Origin of the sequence: Burkholderia sp. Bp8984 (assembly GCF_003853755.1) — a bacterium.
Classification (GTDB): Bacteria; Pseudomonadota; Gammaproteobacteria; order Burkholderiales; family Burkholderiaceae; genus Burkholderia.
This window is the reverse complement of record NZ_QTQN01000023.1, coordinates 45,403-62,298: the sequence shown is the minus strand read 5'-3', so window position 1 is coordinate 62,298 and position 16,896 is coordinate 45,403. Positions and strand designations below refer to the sequence as shown.

15 protein-coding genes are annotated in these 16,896 nt (G+C 68.8%); all 15 read left to right on the top strand.

Translation table 11 applies throughout. From position 1 onward, the window contains the following. The first annotated feature begins 78 nt into the window (after positions 1 to 78). The 15 genes from DID98_RS22760 (at position 79) to pyrF (ending at position 16,689) form a co-directional block, all read left to right on the top strand. Entirely contained in the window at positions 79 to 2,169 is a 2,091-nt protein-coding gene (locus DID98_RS22760) for an RNB domain-containing ribonuclease (RefSeq protein WP_124520005.1), read from the top strand. Then, positions 2,166 to 3,032 carry a shikimate dehydrogenase gene (gene aroE / locus DID98_RS22755; protein ID WP_124488241.1) on the top strand — a complete coding sequence of 289 codons (867 nt, stop codon included), beginning with the start codon at positions 2,166 to 2,168 and terminating at the stop codon, positions 3,030 to 3,032. Before DID98_RS22760 ends, aroE begins: the two co-directional genes overlap by 4 nt. Positions 3,033 to 3,046: 14 nt before the next feature. Continuing rightward, positions 3,047 to 3,784 (top strand): monofunctional biosynthetic peptidoglycan transglycosylase, encoded by a 738-nt coding sequence (mtgA, locus tag DID98_RS22750; RefSeq protein WP_124520003.1) that lies wholly within the window; start codon positions 3,047 to 3,049, stop codon positions 3,782 to 3,784. Positions 3,785 to 4,212: 428 nt separating this feature from the next. After that, positions 4,213 to 5,823 carry a S10 family peptidase gene (locus DID98_RS22745; RefSeq protein ID WP_124488243.1) on the top strand — a complete coding sequence of 537 codons (1,611 nt, stop codon included), beginning with the start codon at positions 4,213 to 4,215 and terminating at the stop codon, positions 5,821 to 5,823. 84 nt (positions 5,824 to 5,907) lie between these two features. Next, positions 5,908 to 6,312, top strand: coding sequence for a hypothetical protein (locus tag DID98_RS22740; protein WP_044844191.1), 405 nt, complete (start codon positions 5,908 to 5,910; stop codon positions 6,310 to 6,312). A 348-nt stretch (positions 6,313 to 6,660) separates the two neighbouring features. Next, positions 6,661 to 7,560 (top strand): IclR family transcriptional regulator, encoded by a 900-nt coding sequence (locus DID98_RS22730; RefSeq protein ID WP_044844190.1) that lies wholly within the window; start codon positions 6,661 to 6,663, stop codon positions 7,558 to 7,560. Beyond that, entirely contained in the window at positions 7,557 to 8,582 is a 1,026-nt protein-coding gene (locus tag DID98_RS22725; RefSeq protein WP_124571468.1) for a 2-dehydro-3-deoxygalactonokinase, read from the top strand. The genes DID98_RS22730 and DID98_RS22725 overlap by 4 nt, the downstream gene beginning before the upstream one ends. 22 nt (positions 8,583 to 8,604) lie before the next feature. Then, complete coding sequence (locus DID98_RS22720) at positions 8,605 to 9,282, top strand: 2-dehydro-3-deoxy-6-phosphogalactonate aldolase (RefSeq protein WP_044844188.1); 678 nt, start codon at positions 8,605 to 8,607, stop codon at positions 9,280 to 9,282. Continuing rightward, positions 9,282 to 10,061, top strand: a complete 780-nt coding sequence (locus tag DID98_RS22715) for an SDR family oxidoreductase (protein WP_124520043.1) — start codon at positions 9,282 to 9,284, stop codon at positions 10,059 to 10,061. The genes DID98_RS22720 and DID98_RS22715 overlap by 1 nt, the downstream gene beginning before the upstream one ends. A gap of 102 nt (positions 10,062 to 10,163) precedes the next feature. Further along, positions 10,164 to 11,159 carry an arabinose ABC transporter substrate-binding protein gene (locus DID98_RS22710; RefSeq protein WP_044844187.1) on the top strand — a complete coding sequence of 332 codons (996 nt, stop codon included), beginning with the start codon at positions 10,164 to 10,166 and terminating at the stop codon, positions 11,157 to 11,159. A gap of 67 nt (positions 11,160 to 11,226) precedes the next feature. Then, positions 11,227 to 12,747, top strand: coding sequence for an L-arabinose ABC transporter ATP-binding protein AraG (gene araG, locus DID98_RS22705; RefSeq protein WP_124571467.1), 1,521 nt, complete (start codon positions 11,227 to 11,229; stop codon positions 12,745 to 12,747). An 80-nt stretch (positions 12,748 to 12,827) separates the two neighbouring features. After that, on the top strand, positions 12,828 to 13,844 hold the full coding sequence (araH, locus tag DID98_RS22700; RefSeq protein WP_044844185.1) for an L-arabinose ABC transporter permease AraH: 1,017 nt from the start codon (positions 12,828 to 12,830) through the stop codon (positions 13,842 to 13,844). Positions 13,845 to 13,867: 23 nt separating this feature from the next. Beyond that, the gene (locus tag DID98_RS22695) at positions 13,868 to 14,683 is read left to right on the top strand and encodes an SDR family NAD(P)-dependent oxidoreductase (protein WP_124488247.1); all 816 of its coding nucleotides are present in this window, start codon (positions 13,868 to 13,870) and stop codon (positions 14,681 to 14,683) included. A 74-nt stretch (positions 14,684 to 14,757) separates the two neighbouring features. Continuing rightward, positions 14,758 to 15,822 (top strand): aldose 1-epimerase, encoded by a 1,065-nt coding sequence (locus DID98_RS22690; protein ID WP_124571466.1) that lies wholly within the window; start codon positions 14,758 to 14,760, stop codon positions 15,820 to 15,822. 39 nt (positions 15,823 to 15,861) lie between these two features. Then, a complete protein-coding gene (pyrF, locus tag DID98_RS22685) occupies positions 15,862 to 16,689 on the top strand; it encodes an orotidine-5'-phosphate decarboxylase (protein ID WP_044844182.1) in 828 nt (275 codons plus the stop codon). The last annotated feature ends 207 nt before the right edge of the window (positions 16,690 to 16,896 follow it).

Below are 16,896 nucleotides of genomic sequence, written 5' to 3'. Positions count from 1 at the left end.
CGGCGTCATGCCGATCGAATTCCCATCATCATGCGGCGCCGCCGATGCGGCGCCCGGCAGTCTGAACGAGAGTACTGAGTGAACGTTTTCTTCGAGGAATCGGGCAGTTTCAAGGCGGGCAGCGTGCTGTCGCGCCAGGGCGACGCGTTTCAAGTCGAGTTGCCCGGCGGGCGGCGGGCGAAGGTGCGCGCGAAAGACGTGCTGATCGAATTCGAGAAGCCGGCCGCGAGCGAGCTGATGCAGGAAGCCGACACGGCCGCGCAGCAGATCGACCTGGATTTCCTGTGGGAATGCGCGCCGGCCGACGAATTCGCGTATACGGCGCTGGCCGCGGAATACTTCGGCGCGACCTACGGCCCGGTCGAGCGCGCGGCGCTGGTGCTGCGGCTGCACGGCTCGCCCGTCTACTTCCGCCGCAAGGGGCGCGGCCAGTATCAGCGCGCGCCGGAAGAGCAGCTCAAGATGGCGCTCGCGTCGCTCGAGCGCAAGCGCCAGCAGGCGCTCGTCCAGGCGCAGTACGAAGAGGAGCTGAAGGCCGGCAAGCTGCCGGAAGCGTTCGCGGGCAAGGTGCTCGGGCTGCTGACGCGGCCGGACAAGAACGCGATCGAATACAAGGCGATGGAAGCGGCGGCCGGCGCGCGCGGCGTGTCGCCGGCGCGGCTGATGCTCGACTGCGGCGGCATCGCGTCGCCGCGTGCGCTGCACGAGGCGCGCTTCCTCGCGGAATTCTTCCCGCACGGCACGGGCTTCCCGGCCGTCACGGTCGGCCCGCTGCCGGACGACCTGCCGCGCGCGGACGTCGAGGCGTTCTCGATCGACGACATCACGACGACCGAAATCGACGACGCGTTCTCGGTCGAGCACCTGTCCGACGGTCGCGTGCGGATCGGCGTGCACATCGCGGCGCCGGCGCTCGGCATCGTGCGCGGCGACGCAGTCGACGCGATCGCGCGCGCGCGCCTGTCGACCGTCTACATGCCGGGCGACAAGATCACGATGCTGCCGGACGACGTTGTCGACGTGTTCACGCTGAAGGAAGGCGACTACCGCCCGGCGCTGTCGCTGTACATCATCGTCAACCGCGAGACGCAGGAGATCGTCGCGAACGAGACGCGCGCCGAACTCGTGTTCGTGAAGAACAACCTGCGCCACAACACGCTCGACGAGCTCGTCAACGAAGAGACGCTCGCCGCCGGCACCGGCGACTATCCGCACAAGGACGACATCGCCGTGCTGTGGCCGCTCGCGCAGGCGCTGTTCGAGAAGCGCCAGGTCGCGCGCGCGGGCTACGGCCTGAAGCGCGAAGTGCAGCGCAACACCGACTACAACTTCTACGTCGAAGGCGAGCACGTGACGATCACGCCGCGCCGCCGCGGCTCACCGCTCGACCTGATCGTGTCGGAGCTCGCGATCCTCGCGAACTCGACGTGGGGCGCGTTCCTGCACGATCACACGGTGCCCGGCATCTATCGCTCGCAGCGCGGCTTCGGCGCGCCGGGCCCGAAGCGCACGCGGATGCAGACGACGGCCGCGCCGCACGAAGGCCTCGGTGTCGCGCAATACGCGTGGAGCACGTCGCCGCTGCGCCGTTACGTCGACCTCGTGAACCAGTGGCAACTGCTGGCATGCGTGCAGCACGGCGTCACCGCGAAGCTCGCCGCGCCGTTCAAGCCGAAGGACGCCGACCTGTACGCGGTCGTGCAGGGCTTCGACGACACCTATACCGCGTACGCCGACTACCAGCGCCGGATGGAGTACTTCTGGTGCCTGCGCTGGCTCGCGCAGGAGCAGAAGAAGCAGGTCGTCGCGAGCGTGGTGAAGGGTGATCTGGTGCGCCTCGAGGAAATTCCGCTGCTGCTGCACGTGCCGGGGCTCGGCGTGCATGCGCGCGGCACGCGCGTGCTGCTCGACGTGATGTCGCTCGACGAGCTGACGATCGAGGCGTCGGTGCGGCTGCTTAACGTGCTCGACGCGCCGACCGTGACGAGCGGCGACGCGTCCGACGACGAAGACGAGAACGAAGGCGGCGACGACACGCTGGTCGATGCGCAGGACGCGTCGGCGCAAGCCGAGGCTGAAGCACTGGCCGAAGCGGACGGCGCGACGGCCGCGGGCGACGAGGCCGCGACCGCCAACGGCCAAGATAGCGAAGAGGGGCGCGCATCGTGAACGCAGCCGCGTCGACGAGCGGCGCCGACCGCTATGTGGTGTTCGGCAACCCGGTGGCGCACAGCAAGTCGCCGTTCATCCACGCGCAGTTTGCCGCGCAGACGGGCGAGGCGATCGTCTACGAGCACCGGCTCGCGCCCGTCGACGGCTTCGAGGCCGCCGTGCGCGCGTTCATCGCCGAAGGCGGACGCGGTGCGAACGTGACGGTGCCGTTCAAGCTCGACGCGCACGCGCTCGCCGACACGCTGTCGCCGCGCGCGGCGGCGGCGGGCGCGGTGAACACGCTGCGCATCGATGCCGACGGCGGCATCTACGGCGACAACACGGACGGCGTCGGCCTCGTGCGCGACATCGAATCGAATCTCGGCGTGTCGCTCGCGGGCGCGCGCATCCTGCTGCTCGGCGCGGGCGGCGCGGCGCGTGGCGTCGTGCTGCCGATGCTCGAGCGCGCGCCGCTGTCGATCACGATCGTGAATCGCACCGCGAGCAAGGCCGAGGCGCTCGTCGGCCAGTTCACGCAGGCCGCGCACGATGCGGGCTGCGTACTGTCGGGCGGCGGCCCGGACGCCGTGCGTGCCGAGCCGTACGACGTGATCGTCAACGCGACGGCAGGCAGCCTCGATGCGGCGCTGCCGGCGTGCGACGCGGCCGCGTTCGGCGCGGGCACGCTCGCATACGACATGATGTACGGCGCGCAGCCGACGGTGTTCATGCAGCATGCGGCGTCGCTCGGCGCGCGCACGGCCGACGGGCTCGGGATGCTGGTCGAGCAGGCGGCCGAATCGTTCTTCATCTGGCGCGGCGTGCGGCCGGACGGCGCACCGGTGCTGGCCGCGCTGCGCCAGGCGCTCGCGGCCGCCTGAGCGGAGCGCGGCACGTGGTGGCGGTAAGCGGCACGCAGCGCACGCGCACGGTCGGCGCGACGCGCTGGCTCGTCTATGCGGGTTCGGTGTTCGCGGGCGCATGGCTCGCGACGCAGCTGTTCTATCTCGTGCAGATCGCCGCGTGGTCGTTCATCAATCCCGGTTCGACCGCGTTCATGCGGACCGACGCATGGTGGCTGTCGCGCGACAAGCCGCCCGCGCGGATCCAGCACCAGTGGGTCCCGTACGACCAGATCTCGCGCAACCTGAAGCGCGCGCTGATCGCGTCGGAGGATTCGACCTTCGCGACCAACAACGGCTACGACGTCGACGCGATCCTGCAGGCATGGGAGAAGAACAAGGCGCGCGGCCGGATCGTCGCGGGCGGTTCGACGATCACCCAGCAGCTCGCGCGCAACCTGTTCCTGTCGCGCGAGAAGAGCTACATCCGCAAGGGGCAGGAGCTGATCATCACGTGGATGCTCGAGACGGTGCTCGACAAGGAGCGGATCTTCGAGATCTACCTGAATTCGGTCGAATGGGGTCGCGGCGTGTACGGCGCCGAGGCCGCCGCCCGTTATTACTACAGGATTCCCGCGAGCCGGCTCGGCGCATGGCAGTCGGCGCGCCTCGCGGTGATGCTGCCGAAGCCGCGCTGGTTCGACGCGCACCGCGGCTCGGCCTACCAGGCGCAGCGCGCGGCCGTCATTGCCCGCCGGATGGGCGCGGCCGAACTTCCGCAATCGCAGTGAGCGGCGCACCCGCGCCGTCGCATTGTCCGTTCCGTTGCCGGTGCGCCATTGGTGCACTGCAGCGCATTCGTGATGCCCGCATTTCGGGCCGCATCCATTAGACGAATTCGTCTATTTCGCTTTGCTGAGCAATGCCCGCACGCGCGGAATTTTGTTTGTCGATATGGCACGAAATCCGCGTGATTTTTAGTGCTCCGGAGTAAACACGAAAGCAATCGAAAGGCGACTGAAAAGCGACGGTTCGCGAATCGAAGCATTCCTGAAAGGTGTGCACTGCACCGGCCATCGATCGAATATTTCCAAATTTTTCAAAGCCGACCCGCTCGCGTATATTGGCCGGCGCCTCGGCTTATCGGCCGCAATCGAGGCGGGGGGCGGCTCACCCGGCTGCTCGACACAAAAAAACATTCGAGAGAAGGAAAGCAACGATGCCAGCGAGCAAAGCGAAGCTGTGGTTGGGAGTTGTGTTCTCTTCGCTGATTCTGGCGGCCTGCAACGACGACGTGACCCCGTCCTCGGCAGCAGGTACCGCCAATTCAGCCGATCCCGCCGCTCAGGTGGACAGGCCGTACAACGATCCCAACAGTTATTCATCGAGCGCGACCGCATCGCTCGACGCGTCCGCCGCGGTCGAAAAGGCCGCCGTCACCCATCACCAGATCACGCTGAACGGCAAGACGATTCGCTACACGGCCACCGCCGGCCATCTCGTCGCGCGCAATCCGCGGACGGGCGCGCCCGAAGCCTCGTTCTTCTACATCGCGTACACCGCGGACAACCAGCCCGCGGCGAAGCGGCCCGTCACGTTCCTGTACAACGGCGGCCCCGGTTCCGCATCGGTGTGGCTGCATCTCGGCTCGTTCGGTCCGAAGCGGATCCAGACGGGCGACCCGAACGCGAATGCCTCGACGTTCCCGTTCGTCGACAACGCGGAAAGCCTGCTCGATACGACCGACCTCGTGTTCGTCGATGCGATCGGCACCGGCTTCTCGGAGGCGATCGCGCCGAACACGAACCAGACGTTCTGGGGTGTCGACCAGGACGGCGGCGCGTTCCGCGACTTCGTGATGCGCTACATCGCCGTGAACCAGCGCAACGATTCGCCGAAATACCTGTTCGGCGAGTCGTACGGCACGCCGCGCACCGACGTGCTCGCGAACCTGCTCGAGACGGCCGGCGTGAAGCTCGACGGCATCGTGCTGCAGTCGTCGATCCTGAACTACAACGCGAACTGCGACATGGCGAGCGACTATGTCGGCAACTCGAACAACGGGGCGAGCCCGGTGAGCTGCGCGGGCTTCGTGCCGTCCTACGGCACCGTCGGCGCGTACTACCAGCTCGACAATCCGAACCCGTCGAGCCTGCCGCAGTACGCGGACCAGATGCGCCAGTTGACGGCCGGCAGCTACACGCCCGCCGTGAACGCCTATCTCGCGAGCCACACGCCGCCTCCGCCTGCGCTCGTCACGACGATGGTGAATTCGACCGGCGTGAAGCAGTCGCTTTGGAATGCTGACTTCAACGTGGTCCCGACCTTCTTCGACAACAGCTTCCAGGTAGCGCTGATCCCGGGCACGCTGATCGGCCGCTACGACGCACGCGTGAACGTGCCGTCGTCGAGCCCGCTCGCGGCGGACGGGGACCCGTCGAGCACGTTCATCACGAAGCCGTTCACCGACACGATCGGCAGCTACCTGCCGAACGTGCTGAAGTACAGCGCGCAGTCGGCGTATTCGCTCAGCAGCAATGCGATCGAGACCTGGGACTGGACGCACGACGGCCTCGCGATGCCCGACACGATTCCCGATCTCGCGGCTGCGCTGACGCTGAATCCGTCGCTGAAGGTGCTGTCGCTGAACGGGTATCACGACATCGCGACGCCGTTCTACCAGACCGAGCTCGACCTCGCGCGGCTCGGCACGCAACCGAACCTGACGATCAAGGACTATCAGGGTGGACACATGGTCTATCTCGACGATACGTCGCGTCCGCAGGAGAAAGCCGACCTCGTGACTTTCTACAACGCGGCCGCGCACTGATGCGATGTGCGGGCCTGGCGACGCGCGCCCGCGGCGGCGCCGTTCGCCGGCCGTCGACGACCTCATTCCAGACTGGAGCCTGACATGAAGAAACGTTTCATCGTCGTTGCCGCGGCGCTCGCATGCGCCGGGGTTGCAGCATCCGCATCGGTGTCCGCGTTCGCGCAGGCGAGCGACGCCGCCACCCCGGCGCGCGCGCGCCAGGCGCAGCTCGGCGATCCATACGTGCCGCCGGCCGCGCGCAAGCCGACCGCCGGCACGCAGACGACGGGCGCCGCGCTGCACGCGCAGGTGGTGCGCAAGCTCGCGCGGCAGTTCGGCGCGGCCGACACGCAGAACACCGGCTCGATCACCGAAGCGCAGGCGCGCGCGGCCGGCCTCGGCTACGTCGCGAACCACTTCCGGCAGATCGACGCGAACGGTAGCGGCCGCGTGTCGTTCTCCGACGTGCAGCGCTACATGCAGGCGCGCAGCACGAACCAGCAGTAAGCGCGCCGCGCGCGGATAACGGGGGCGGGACCCGCAACGTGTCGGGTTCCGCCCCCGTGCGCATGGCGCGGCCGTTCCGCGCCGAATGCCGCGGCTTCCGTCGCTTTTCTCATTATCTGGACAACGCACTCAAATATTGGAGGCGAGTGCGTGCGCTCCTACAATCCGAAGCACATCGACAGCTTCGGACCCACGCATCGCGCGGCGCCCGACGCACACGGAGACACCCTTCCATGACGTTCGCCGGGCGCTTTCCTCGGTGCATCGACCGCCGCGTTGCCGCGACGCCGGACTTCGTTCCGGCCTCGCGACAGCGGCTAGACCGATTCCGCTGAAGAAGCCCGTTCCATGACCAAGATGCCCGATACCCTTGCTCTCGACGCCCGGCGCGCGACGCCGGACGATGCGCCGCTGACCGACAGCATCGGCGCGACCAGCACGCCGCTCGACCTCGCCGCGCAGCAGGCCGGCACGCAGACGCTGCTGCGCGGCCTCGCGATCCTCGAAGCGATCGCGAACGGCGCGCGCGACATGCGCGCGATCGGCGCCGCGCTCGGCACGACGCGCAGCACGACGCACCGTCTCGTCAGCAGCCTCGTGCAGGCGCGCTACCTGCGCCAGGTGCAGGGCGGCTACCTGCTCGGCCCGAAGCTGATCGAACTCGGCACGATCGCGCTCGAGCAGATGCCGCTCACGGCGGTTGCACGGCCGCACCTCGAGGCGCTCGCCGAAGCGACGCTCGACACGATCCACCTCGGTGTGCGCGACGGCGACGACGTGCTGTACATCGACAAGATTCCCGGCACGCGCGGCCTCGAGATGCGTTCGCGCGTCGGCCACCGGATGCCGCTCGCGTCGACCGGCATCGGCAAGGCGATGATGCTCGACCTCGATCCGGACCGGTGGCGCTCGCTGTTCGAAGCCGCGCGGCGCGCGCTGGCCGGCGTCAATTTCAAGCCGGACAACCGGCCCGAGACGAGCGCGTTCCTGCAGCGCATGGCGCATTACGCGGCCGGCGGCTACACGTTCGACCTCGAGGAAAACGAAGCATCGATCCGTTGCGTGGCCGCACCGATCCGCGACGCGTCGGGCGCGATCGTCGCCGCCGTATCGGTCGCGAGCACGATCCCGTACATGCCGCACGACCGGATGGACGAACTGATTCCGCTCGTGCAGCGCGAAGCGCGAGCCATTTCCGCGGAACTGGGCTGGAGCCCGCCGCAGGGTACCCGCAGGATCAAACGATGACCCACTCGACCCGGACCGCTCCGGACGCCAACACCGCCACCCCGTCGCTGATCGCGCTCGACTGGGGCACGACGTCGCTGCGCGCGTATCTGTTCGACGCGCACGGCGCGCTGCTCGACACGCGCAGCCGCGCGGCAGGCGTGATGCACGTGCCGGCTGGCGGCGCGCGTGCCTTCGACGTCGTGTTCGAGGAAGCGTGCGGCGACTGGCTCGACCGCGCGCCGGGCGTGCCGGTGCTGGCGGCCGGGATGGTCGGCAGCGCGCAGGGCTGGCGCGAGGCGCCGTACGTCGCGGTGCCGGCCGGCGCCGACGCGCTCGTCGCGGGGCTCGTCACGGTGACGACGGCGCGCGGCACGACTGTGTCGATCGTGCCGGGCGTGATCGCGACGGGCGAATTGCCCGACGTGATGCGCGGCGAAGAAACGCAGATATTCGGCGCACTCGCGAACGATCCCATGCTTGATGCCGATCGTTCAGGGGTACTGATCGGCTTGCCGGGCACGCATGCGAAGTGGGCATGGGTGAAGGATGGTCTCATCGAGCGCTTCCAGACCTTCATGACGGGCGAGCTGTTCGCGGCGCTGCGTGATCACACGATCCTCGGCCGCACGATGCGCGCGAGCGCGTCGCCCGACCGCGCGGCGTTCGCGCGCGGCGTCGCGGTGGCCCGCGGCGCGCAGCGCGCGGGACTGCTCGCGACGATCTTCAGCACGCGCACGCTCGGCCTGACCGACCGGCTCGCGCCCGATGCGCAGGGCGACTATCTGTCCGGGCTGCTGATCGGCCATGAGCTGAACGCGCTCGACGCGATGCTCGCGGAGCGCGGTGTCGCGCTCGCGAACCAGCCGCTGCTGCTGATCGGCGACGACGGATTGTGCGCGCGCTACGTCGACGCGCTGAGCGTATTCGGCTGCACGCATGCACGCGTCGTCGCACAGGCGACCGAGCGCGGCTTGTGGTGGATCGCGTCGCGCGCCGGACTCGTGCGCGCGGACGGCGAACCCGTCTGCGCCGACCAATGAACCGATTGAAGAGGAACTGCCGATGTCGTCCGACCTTACGCTGCCCGCGCCGTACACGCCGCACGCCGCGCTGATGCGCGCGTTCGACGCGTGCCCGCTGATCGCGATCATGCGCGGCATCGCGCCCGCGGAAGCTGTCGACCACGGCCTTGCGCTGCATGAAGCCGGCTTCCGGATCGTCGAGGTGCCGCTGAACTCGCCCGATCCGTTCGGCAGCATCGCGGCGCTGCGCCGCGCGCTGCCCGACGACATGATCGTCGGCGCGGGCACCGTGCTGCGCGCCGAATTCGTCGACCGCGTGCAGGATGCGGGCGGCACGCTGATCGTGATGCCGCACAGCGACGCGGCGGTGATCCGCCGCGCGCGCGAGCGCGGGCTCGCGAGCGCACCGGGCGTCGCGACGCCGACCGAGGCGTTTGCCGCGCTCGCGAACGGCGCCGACGTGCTGAAGATGTTCCCGGCCGAGCAGCTCGGCGTGCCCGTCGTGAAGGCGTGGCGCGCGGTGATCGACCGCGCGGTGCCGCTGCTTCCGGTCGGCGGGATTACGCCGGACAACATGCAGCCGTTCCTCGCGGCAGGCGCCAACGGCTTCGGCCTGGGTTCGGCGCTGTACCGGCCCGGCCAGTCGGCGGACACGACCGCGGCGAACGCACGCGCGTTCCAGGCCGGCCTGCGCGCGGCGCGCGGCGGAGCCGCATGATGGAACGCCTCGCGGGCAAGGTCGCGATGGTGACGGGCGCGGGCCGCGGGATCGGCGCCGCGATCGCGCAGGCGTTCGCGCGCGAGGGCGCGGCCGTCGCGCTCGTCGACCTCGACTTCGCGCAGGCGCAGCGCACGGCCGCGGCGATCACCGACGACATCGACGGCGCGCGCGTGCTGGCGCTGCATGCGGACGTCGCGCGGCAGGACTCGGTACGCGACGCGCTCGCGCAGACCGAAGCGGCTTTCGGCCCGCTCGACGTGCTGGTGAACAACGCGGGCATCAACGTGTTCGCCGATCCGCTGACGATGACGGACGACGACTGGCGCCGCTGCTTCGCGGTCGACCTCGACGGCGTGTGGCACGGCTGCCGCGCGGCGCTGCCGGGCATGGTCGAGCGCGGCCGCGGCAGCATCGTGAACATCGCGTCGACGCATGCGTTCCGGATCATCCCGGGCTGCTTTCCGTATCCGGTCGCGAAACACGGCGTGCTGGGCCTCACGCGTGCGCTCGGTATCGAATACGCGGCGCGCAACGTGCGCGTGAACGCGATCGCGCCCGGCTACATCGAGACGCAGCTCACGCGCGACTGGTGGGATGCGCAGGCCGACCCGGCCGCGGCGCGCGCCGAGACGCTCGCGCTGCAGCCGATGAAGCGGATCGGCAAACCGGAGGAAGTCGCGATGACGGCCGTGTTCCTCGCGTCCGACGAGGCGCCGTTCATCAATGCCGCGTGCATCACCGTCGACGGCGGGCGGGCGGCGCTGTACCACGACTGACGCAACGATTCGACAGAGCGCACGTGCGACGGCCGCGCGCACGCTGCGTCGAAACCAACAAGCGGCTGCATTCCGTTCGATGAAGACAAGGAGACACTGGAGATGAAACGCAGAACGTTCGTAACGCTGGCCGCCGCGGCCGCGGTGGTGATGGGAAGCCCGGTGGCGCACGCGGCCGACCCGGTCAAGATCGGCTTCCTCGTGAAGCAGCCGGAAGAGCCGTGGTTCCAGGACGAATGGAAGTTCGCCGAGATCGCGGCGAAGGACAAGGGCTTCACGCTCGTGAAGATCGGCGCGCCGTCGGGCGAGAAGGTGATGAGCGCGATCGACAACCTGTCCGCGCAGAAGGCGCAGGGCTTCATCATCTGCACGCCCGACGTGAAGCTCGGGCCGGGCATCGTCGCGAAGGCGAAGTCGCACAACCTGAAGATGATGACGGTCGACGACCGCCTCGTCGACGGCGCGGGCAAGCCGATCGAGGCGGTGCCGCACATGGGGATCTCCGCGTACAACATCGGCAAGCAGGTCGGCGACGGCATCGCGGCCGAGATCAAGAAGCGCGGCTGGAACATGAAGGACGTCGGCGCGATCGACATCACCTACGAGCAGCTGCCGACCGCGCACGACCGCACGAGCGGCGCGACCGATGCGCTGGTGGCCGCCGGCTTTCCGAAGGCGAACGTGATCGCGGCGCCGCAGGCGAAGACCGATACCGAGAATGCGTTCAACGCGGCGAACATCGCGCTCACCAAGAACCCGCAGTTCAAGCACTGGGTCGCCTACGGCCTGAACGACGAGGCCGTGCTCGGCGCCGTGCGCGCGGCCGAAGGGCGCGGCTTCAAGGCGGACAACATGATCGGCATCGGCATCGGCGGTTCCGATTCGGCGTTGAACGAGTTCAAGAAGCCGCAGCCGACGGGCTTCTACGGCACCGTGATCATCAGCCCGAAGCGCCACGGCGAGGAAACCTCCGAGCTGATGTACACGTGGATCACGCAGGGCAAGGCGCCGGCGCCGCTCACGCTGACCACCGGCATGCTCGCGACGCGCGACAACGTGTCGAAGGTGCGCGAGGAGATGGGGCTTGCCTCGAAGTAAGCGGCACGCCGGCCGCCGCGGCGATGCGGCGGCCGGCGATCGATGGATCTGCAAGTGGGGAGACGACGTGTCAGCGGCACTGCGTTTTGACAATATCGGCAAGGTATTTCCCGGCGTGCGCGCACTCGACGGCATCTCGTTCGACGTGCACGCGGGCGAGGTGCATGGCCTGATGGGCGAGAACGGCGCGGGCAAGTCGACGCTGCTGAAGATTCTCGGCGGCGAATACCAGCCCGATGCGGGCAGCGTGCTGGTCGACGGCCAGCCCGTGCATTTCTCGAGTGCGGCCGCGTCGATCGCGGCCGGCATCGCGGTGATTCACCAGGAACTGCAGTACGTGCCCGACCTGACGGTCGCGGAGAACCTGCTGCTCGGCCGCCTGCCGAATGCGCTCGGCTGGGTGAGGAAGGGCGAGGCGAAGCGCCACGTGCGCGAGCGGCTCGCGGCGATGGGCGTCGATCTCGATCCGGATGCGAAGCTCGGCCGGCTGTCGATCGCGCAGCGGCAGATGGTCGAGATCTGCAAGGCGCTGATGCGCAATGCGCGCGTGATCGCGCTCGACGAGCCGACGAGCTCGCTGTCGCATCGCGAGACCGAGGTGCTGTTCAAGCTCGTCGACGACCTGCGCGCGCAGGGCCGCGCGCTGATCTACATCTCGCACCGGATGGACGAGATCTACCGGCTGTGCGATGCGTGCACGATCTTTCGCGACGGGCGCAAGATCGCGTCGCACGAATCGCTCGCCGACGTGCCGCGCGAGCGGCTGGTCGCCGAGATGGTCGGGCGTGAAATTTCGGATATCTACCATTACGCGCCGCGCGCGCTCGGCGAAGTGCGGTTGTCGGCCGAAGGCGTCGATGGCCCGGCGCTGCGCGAACCCGCGAGCTTCTCGGTGCGCGCGGGCGAGATCGTCGGGTTCTTCGGCCTCGTCGGCGCGGGACGCAGCGAACTGATGCGGCTCGTGTACGGCGCCGACCGCCGGCGCGCGGGCACGCTGACGCTCGACGGCCGGCGTATCGACGTGAAGCGCACCGGCGACGCGATCCGTCACGGCATCGTGCTGTGTCCGGAAGACCGCAAGGAGGAAGGGATCATCGCGATGGCGTCGGTCGCGGAGAACATCAACATCAGCTGCCGCCGTCATTCGCTGCGCGCGGGCCTGTTCATCGACCGCAAGACCGAGAGCGAAACGGCCGACCGCTTCATCCAGCGGCTGAAGATCAAGACGCCGAACCGGCGGCAGAAGATCCGCTTCCTGTCGGGCGGCAACCAGCAGAAGGCGATCCTGTCGCGCTGGCTCGCGGAGCCCGACCTGAAGGTCGTGATCCTCGACGAGCCGACGCGCGGCATCGACGTCGGCGCGAAGCACGAGATCTACGATGTGATCTACCGGCTCGCGGAGCGCGGCTGCGCGATCGTGATGGTGTCGTCGGAGCTGCCGGAAGTGCTCGGCGTGTCCGATCGCATCGTCGTGATGCGCGAAGGGCGGATCGCGGGCGAGCTGCCGCGCGAACGGGCGAACGAGCATGCGGTGCTGAGCCTCGCGCTGCCGCAGACGAGCGTCGTCGAGGCGGCTGACGCAGTGTGAGGTCGCCGCGGGCGACGCAGGACATTCGAATCGATCACGCGCGGCGCGGGCCGCGCGATGCAGGAGCAGGAGACACAACCATGCAAGTCAGGGAAAACCTCGCCAGCGCAGCCGTGAAGCCGTCGGCCGACGCGCTGGTTCCACAGCAGAGCGACCGCCAGAAGTGGTGGCAGCACCTCACCGAATACAGCCTCATTGCGATCTTCGCGGTGATGTTCTTGACGATGTCGCTGACGGTCGATCACTTCTTCTCGATCGACAACATGCTCGGCCTCGCGCTGTCGATCTCGCAGATCGGGATGGTCGCGTGCACGATGATGTTCTGTCTGGCGTCGCGCGACTTCGACCTGTCGATCGGCTCGACCGTCGCGTTCTCGGGCGTGCTGTGCGCGATGGTGCTGAACGCGACCGACAACACGTTCGTCGCGATCGTCGCGGCGGTCGCGGCAGGCGCCGCGATCGGCTTCGTGAACGGCGCGGTGATCGCGTACCTGCGCATCAACGCGCTGATCACGACGCTCGCGACGATGGAAATCGTGCGCGGGCTCGGCTTCATCGTGTCGAAGGGGCAGGCGGTCGGCGTGTCGTCGGATACCTTCATCGCGCTCGGCGGGCTCACGCTCTTCGGCGTATCGCTGCCGATCTGGGTCACGCTGCTGTGCTTCATCGTGTTCGGCGTGCTGCTGAACCAGACCGTGTACGGCCGCAACACGCTCGCGATCGGCGGCAACCCCGAGGCGTCGCGTCTCGCGGGGATCAACGTCGAACGCACGCGCGTGTACATCTTCCTGATCCAGGGCGCGGTGACGGCGCTCGCCGGCGTGATCCTCGCGTCACGCATCACGTCGGGCCAGCCGAACGCCGCGCAGGGCTTCGAGCTGAACGTGATCTCCGCGTGCGTGCTCGGCGGCGTGTCGCTGATGGGCGGCCGCGCGACGATCTCGGGCGTCGTGATCGGCGTGCTGATCATGGGCACCGTCGAGAACGTGATGAACCTGCTGAACATCGACGCGTTCTACCAGTACCTGGTGCGCGGCGCGATCCTGCTCGCGGCCGTGCTGCTCGACCAGCTGAAGAACCGCGGCGTACGCGACTGACCGATTCCACGGAGACGATTCGCATGACCATCGAAACTTCCGCGCCGGATCCGCGCGCCGCGAGCGACGCGCGTTATGCGCGCTACCCGAGCCTCGAGGATCGCGCGGTGCTGATCACGGGCGGCGCGACCGGCATCGGCGCGGCGTTCGTCGAGCACTTCGCGCGGCAGGGCGCGCGCGTGGCGTTCGTCGATCTCGACGCACAGGCGGGCCAGGCGCTCGCGGAAAGCCTCGCGCAGGCGCCGGACGTACGTCACGCGCCGCTGTTCCTCCCGTGCGACCTCACCGACATCGACGCGCTGCGCCATGCGATCGACACGATCCGCGTACGGATCGGCGCGATCGCGGTGCTCGTGAACAACGCGGCGAACGACACGCGCCACGCGATCGGCGACGTGACGCCCGCGTCGTTCGACGCGGGCATCGCGGTGAACCTGCGCCACCAGTTCTTCGCCGCGCAGGCGGTGATCGACGACATGAAGCAGCGCGGCGGCGGCGCGATCATCAATCTCGGCTCGATCAGCTGGATGCTGAAGAACGGCGGTTATCCCGTCTACGTGATGGCGAAGGCCGCCGTGCAGGGCCTCACCCGCGGGCTCGCGCGCGATCTCGGCCCGTTCGGGATCCGCGTGAATTCGCTGGTGCCCGGCTGGGTGATGACCGACAAGCAGCGCAGGCTGTGGCTCGACGACGCGGGCCGGGCGGCGATCAAGGCCGGCCAGTGCATCGACGCCGAGCTGCTGCCGGACGATCTCGCCCGGATGGCGCTGTTTCTCGCGGCCGACGACAGCCGGATGATCACCGCGCAGGACGTGGTGGTCGACGGCGGCTGGGCCTGATTGCCGATGTCCGTGTTCGCGCGGCACCGCGCGACGATCCGTATCGCTTCATCGACGAAGCAAAGGAGTTCACCATGACCGCCACGTCCTCGCGCGCATCGTCGTCGTCCACGAGCCAGTCGCGCCGTGCGCGCCTGGCTGCCGCCGCGCAGCCGGTCAGCGCCGGCCCGCAGACCGCCACGTTCGCGCAGGGAGTCGGCGCCGCGCATGCGGCGGCCGTCACGCTGTCGAACGCGGCGCTTCGGCTCGACGTGCTGCCCCACCTCGGCGGCGGCGTCGCGCGCTTCGACTGGCGCGGCGACCACGGTGCGCTGGTGCCGGTGTTCCGACGTTGCGAACACCCGGAGACGGCGACGGACCCGAACGCACTCGCGTGCTATCCGCTGCTGCCGTATTCGAACCGGATCGGCAACGGCCGCTTCGAATGCGACGGGCGCAGCGTCGCGGTGCCGCGCAACCGCCGCGACGAGCCGCTGCCGATCCACGGCGACGGCTGGCTCGCGCCGTGGCAGGTGGACGACGCGACCGACACCACGCTGCAGCTGTCGCTCGATCGCGCGAGCGGCGCGCCGTACGCGTTTCGTGCGATCCAGTCGTTCGCGCTCGACGACACGACGCTGTCGATCGCGCTGACGATCGAGAATGCTGGGCGCGCACGGCTGCCGTTCGGGCTCGGCTTGCACCCGTTCCTGGTGCGCGACGACGCGACCGAGCTGGCTGCGGCCGCGGGCGGCCTGTGGCTGTCGGGCGCGGATTTCCTGCCGGTGCGGCACGTGTGCGTGCCGCCGGCCTGGCAGTTCGGCGTCGCGTATCCGTTGCCGGCGACGCTCGTCAATCACGCGTTCACCGGCTGGGGCGGCCACGCGACGGTGAGCTGGCCGCGCCGCGGGCTGTTGCTGACGATCGCGGCCGACGCCGATGCGTACGTGCTCTATACGCCGCCCGGCGAGTCGTTCTTCTGCTTCGAGCCGGTCGATCATCCGATCAATGCGGTGAACCTGCCGGGCGGCGCGGCCGCGCACGGGATGACGCTGCTCGCGCCGGGCGAGCGGCTCACGCGGCGTTTCGCGTTCACCGTCGAGCGGGCCGATGCACGGGTCGACGCCGCCGTGCGCGAAGGCCGCCGGCGACGCGGGTAAAATACGCGGTCTATCAACGGTTTGCCGCGAGTATCCGCCATGTCTTCCCCGCTTACTTTCATCGAATCGCTGCGCGCCGCGTGGCAGCGCACGAATTCGCTGCTGTGCGTCGGCCTCGATCCCGAGCCGTCGCGTTTTCCCGTGCAGTTCGACGGCCAGCCCGACGCGATCTTCGAGTTCTGCCGGCAGATCGTCGACGCGACCGCGCAGTACGCGAGCGCGTTCAAGCCGCAGATCGCGTACTTCGCCGCGCATCGCGCGGAAGATCAGCTCGAGCGGCTGATCGCGCACATCCACCTCCAGCATCCGGGCCTGCCCGTGATCCTCGACGCGAAGCGCGGCGACATCGGCAGCACCGCCGAGCAGTACGCGCGCGAAGCGTTCGAGCGCTATCGCGCGGACGCGGTCACCGTGAACCCGTACATGGGCTACGACTCGGTCGAGCCGTACTTCGAGCATGAAGGCAAGGGCGTGATCGTGCTGTGCCGCACGTCGAACCCGGGCGGGTCGGACCTGCAGTTCCTCGAAACGGGTGGCCGGCCGCTGTACCAGGTCGTGGCCGACCTCGCGGCGAACAAGTGGAATGCGAAGAACGGCCAGCTCGGCCTCGTGGTCGGCGCGACGTTCCCGAAGGAGATCGAGATCGTGCGCGGGATCGTCGGCGACATGCCGCTCCTGATCCCCGGCATCGGCGCGCAGGGCGGCGACGTGCAGGCGACCGTCAACGCGGGCCGCACCGCCGACGGCACCGGGATGATGATCAACTCGTCGCGCGCGATCCTGTACGCGAGCAAGGGCGAGGATTTCGCCGAAGCCGCCGCGCTCGCCGCGCAGAAGACGCGCGATACGATCAACGCGCATCGCTGAAATATCGCTGAGCCACAGGCCGCCCGCCCGGGCGGCCTTTCAATGCCGAACCCGCATCTGCGGGCCGCGCGCCTGCCTCGCGTGTTTGCCGTCCTGGCGCACGCGAACAACTTCCCGTCGCTTGCGCACCGCATGCCCGCGCCACAATCGCGCGATGCTGCCGCTTGTCATCGATCCGTCACCAGAATGTCATAAAAGGAGCGGCGC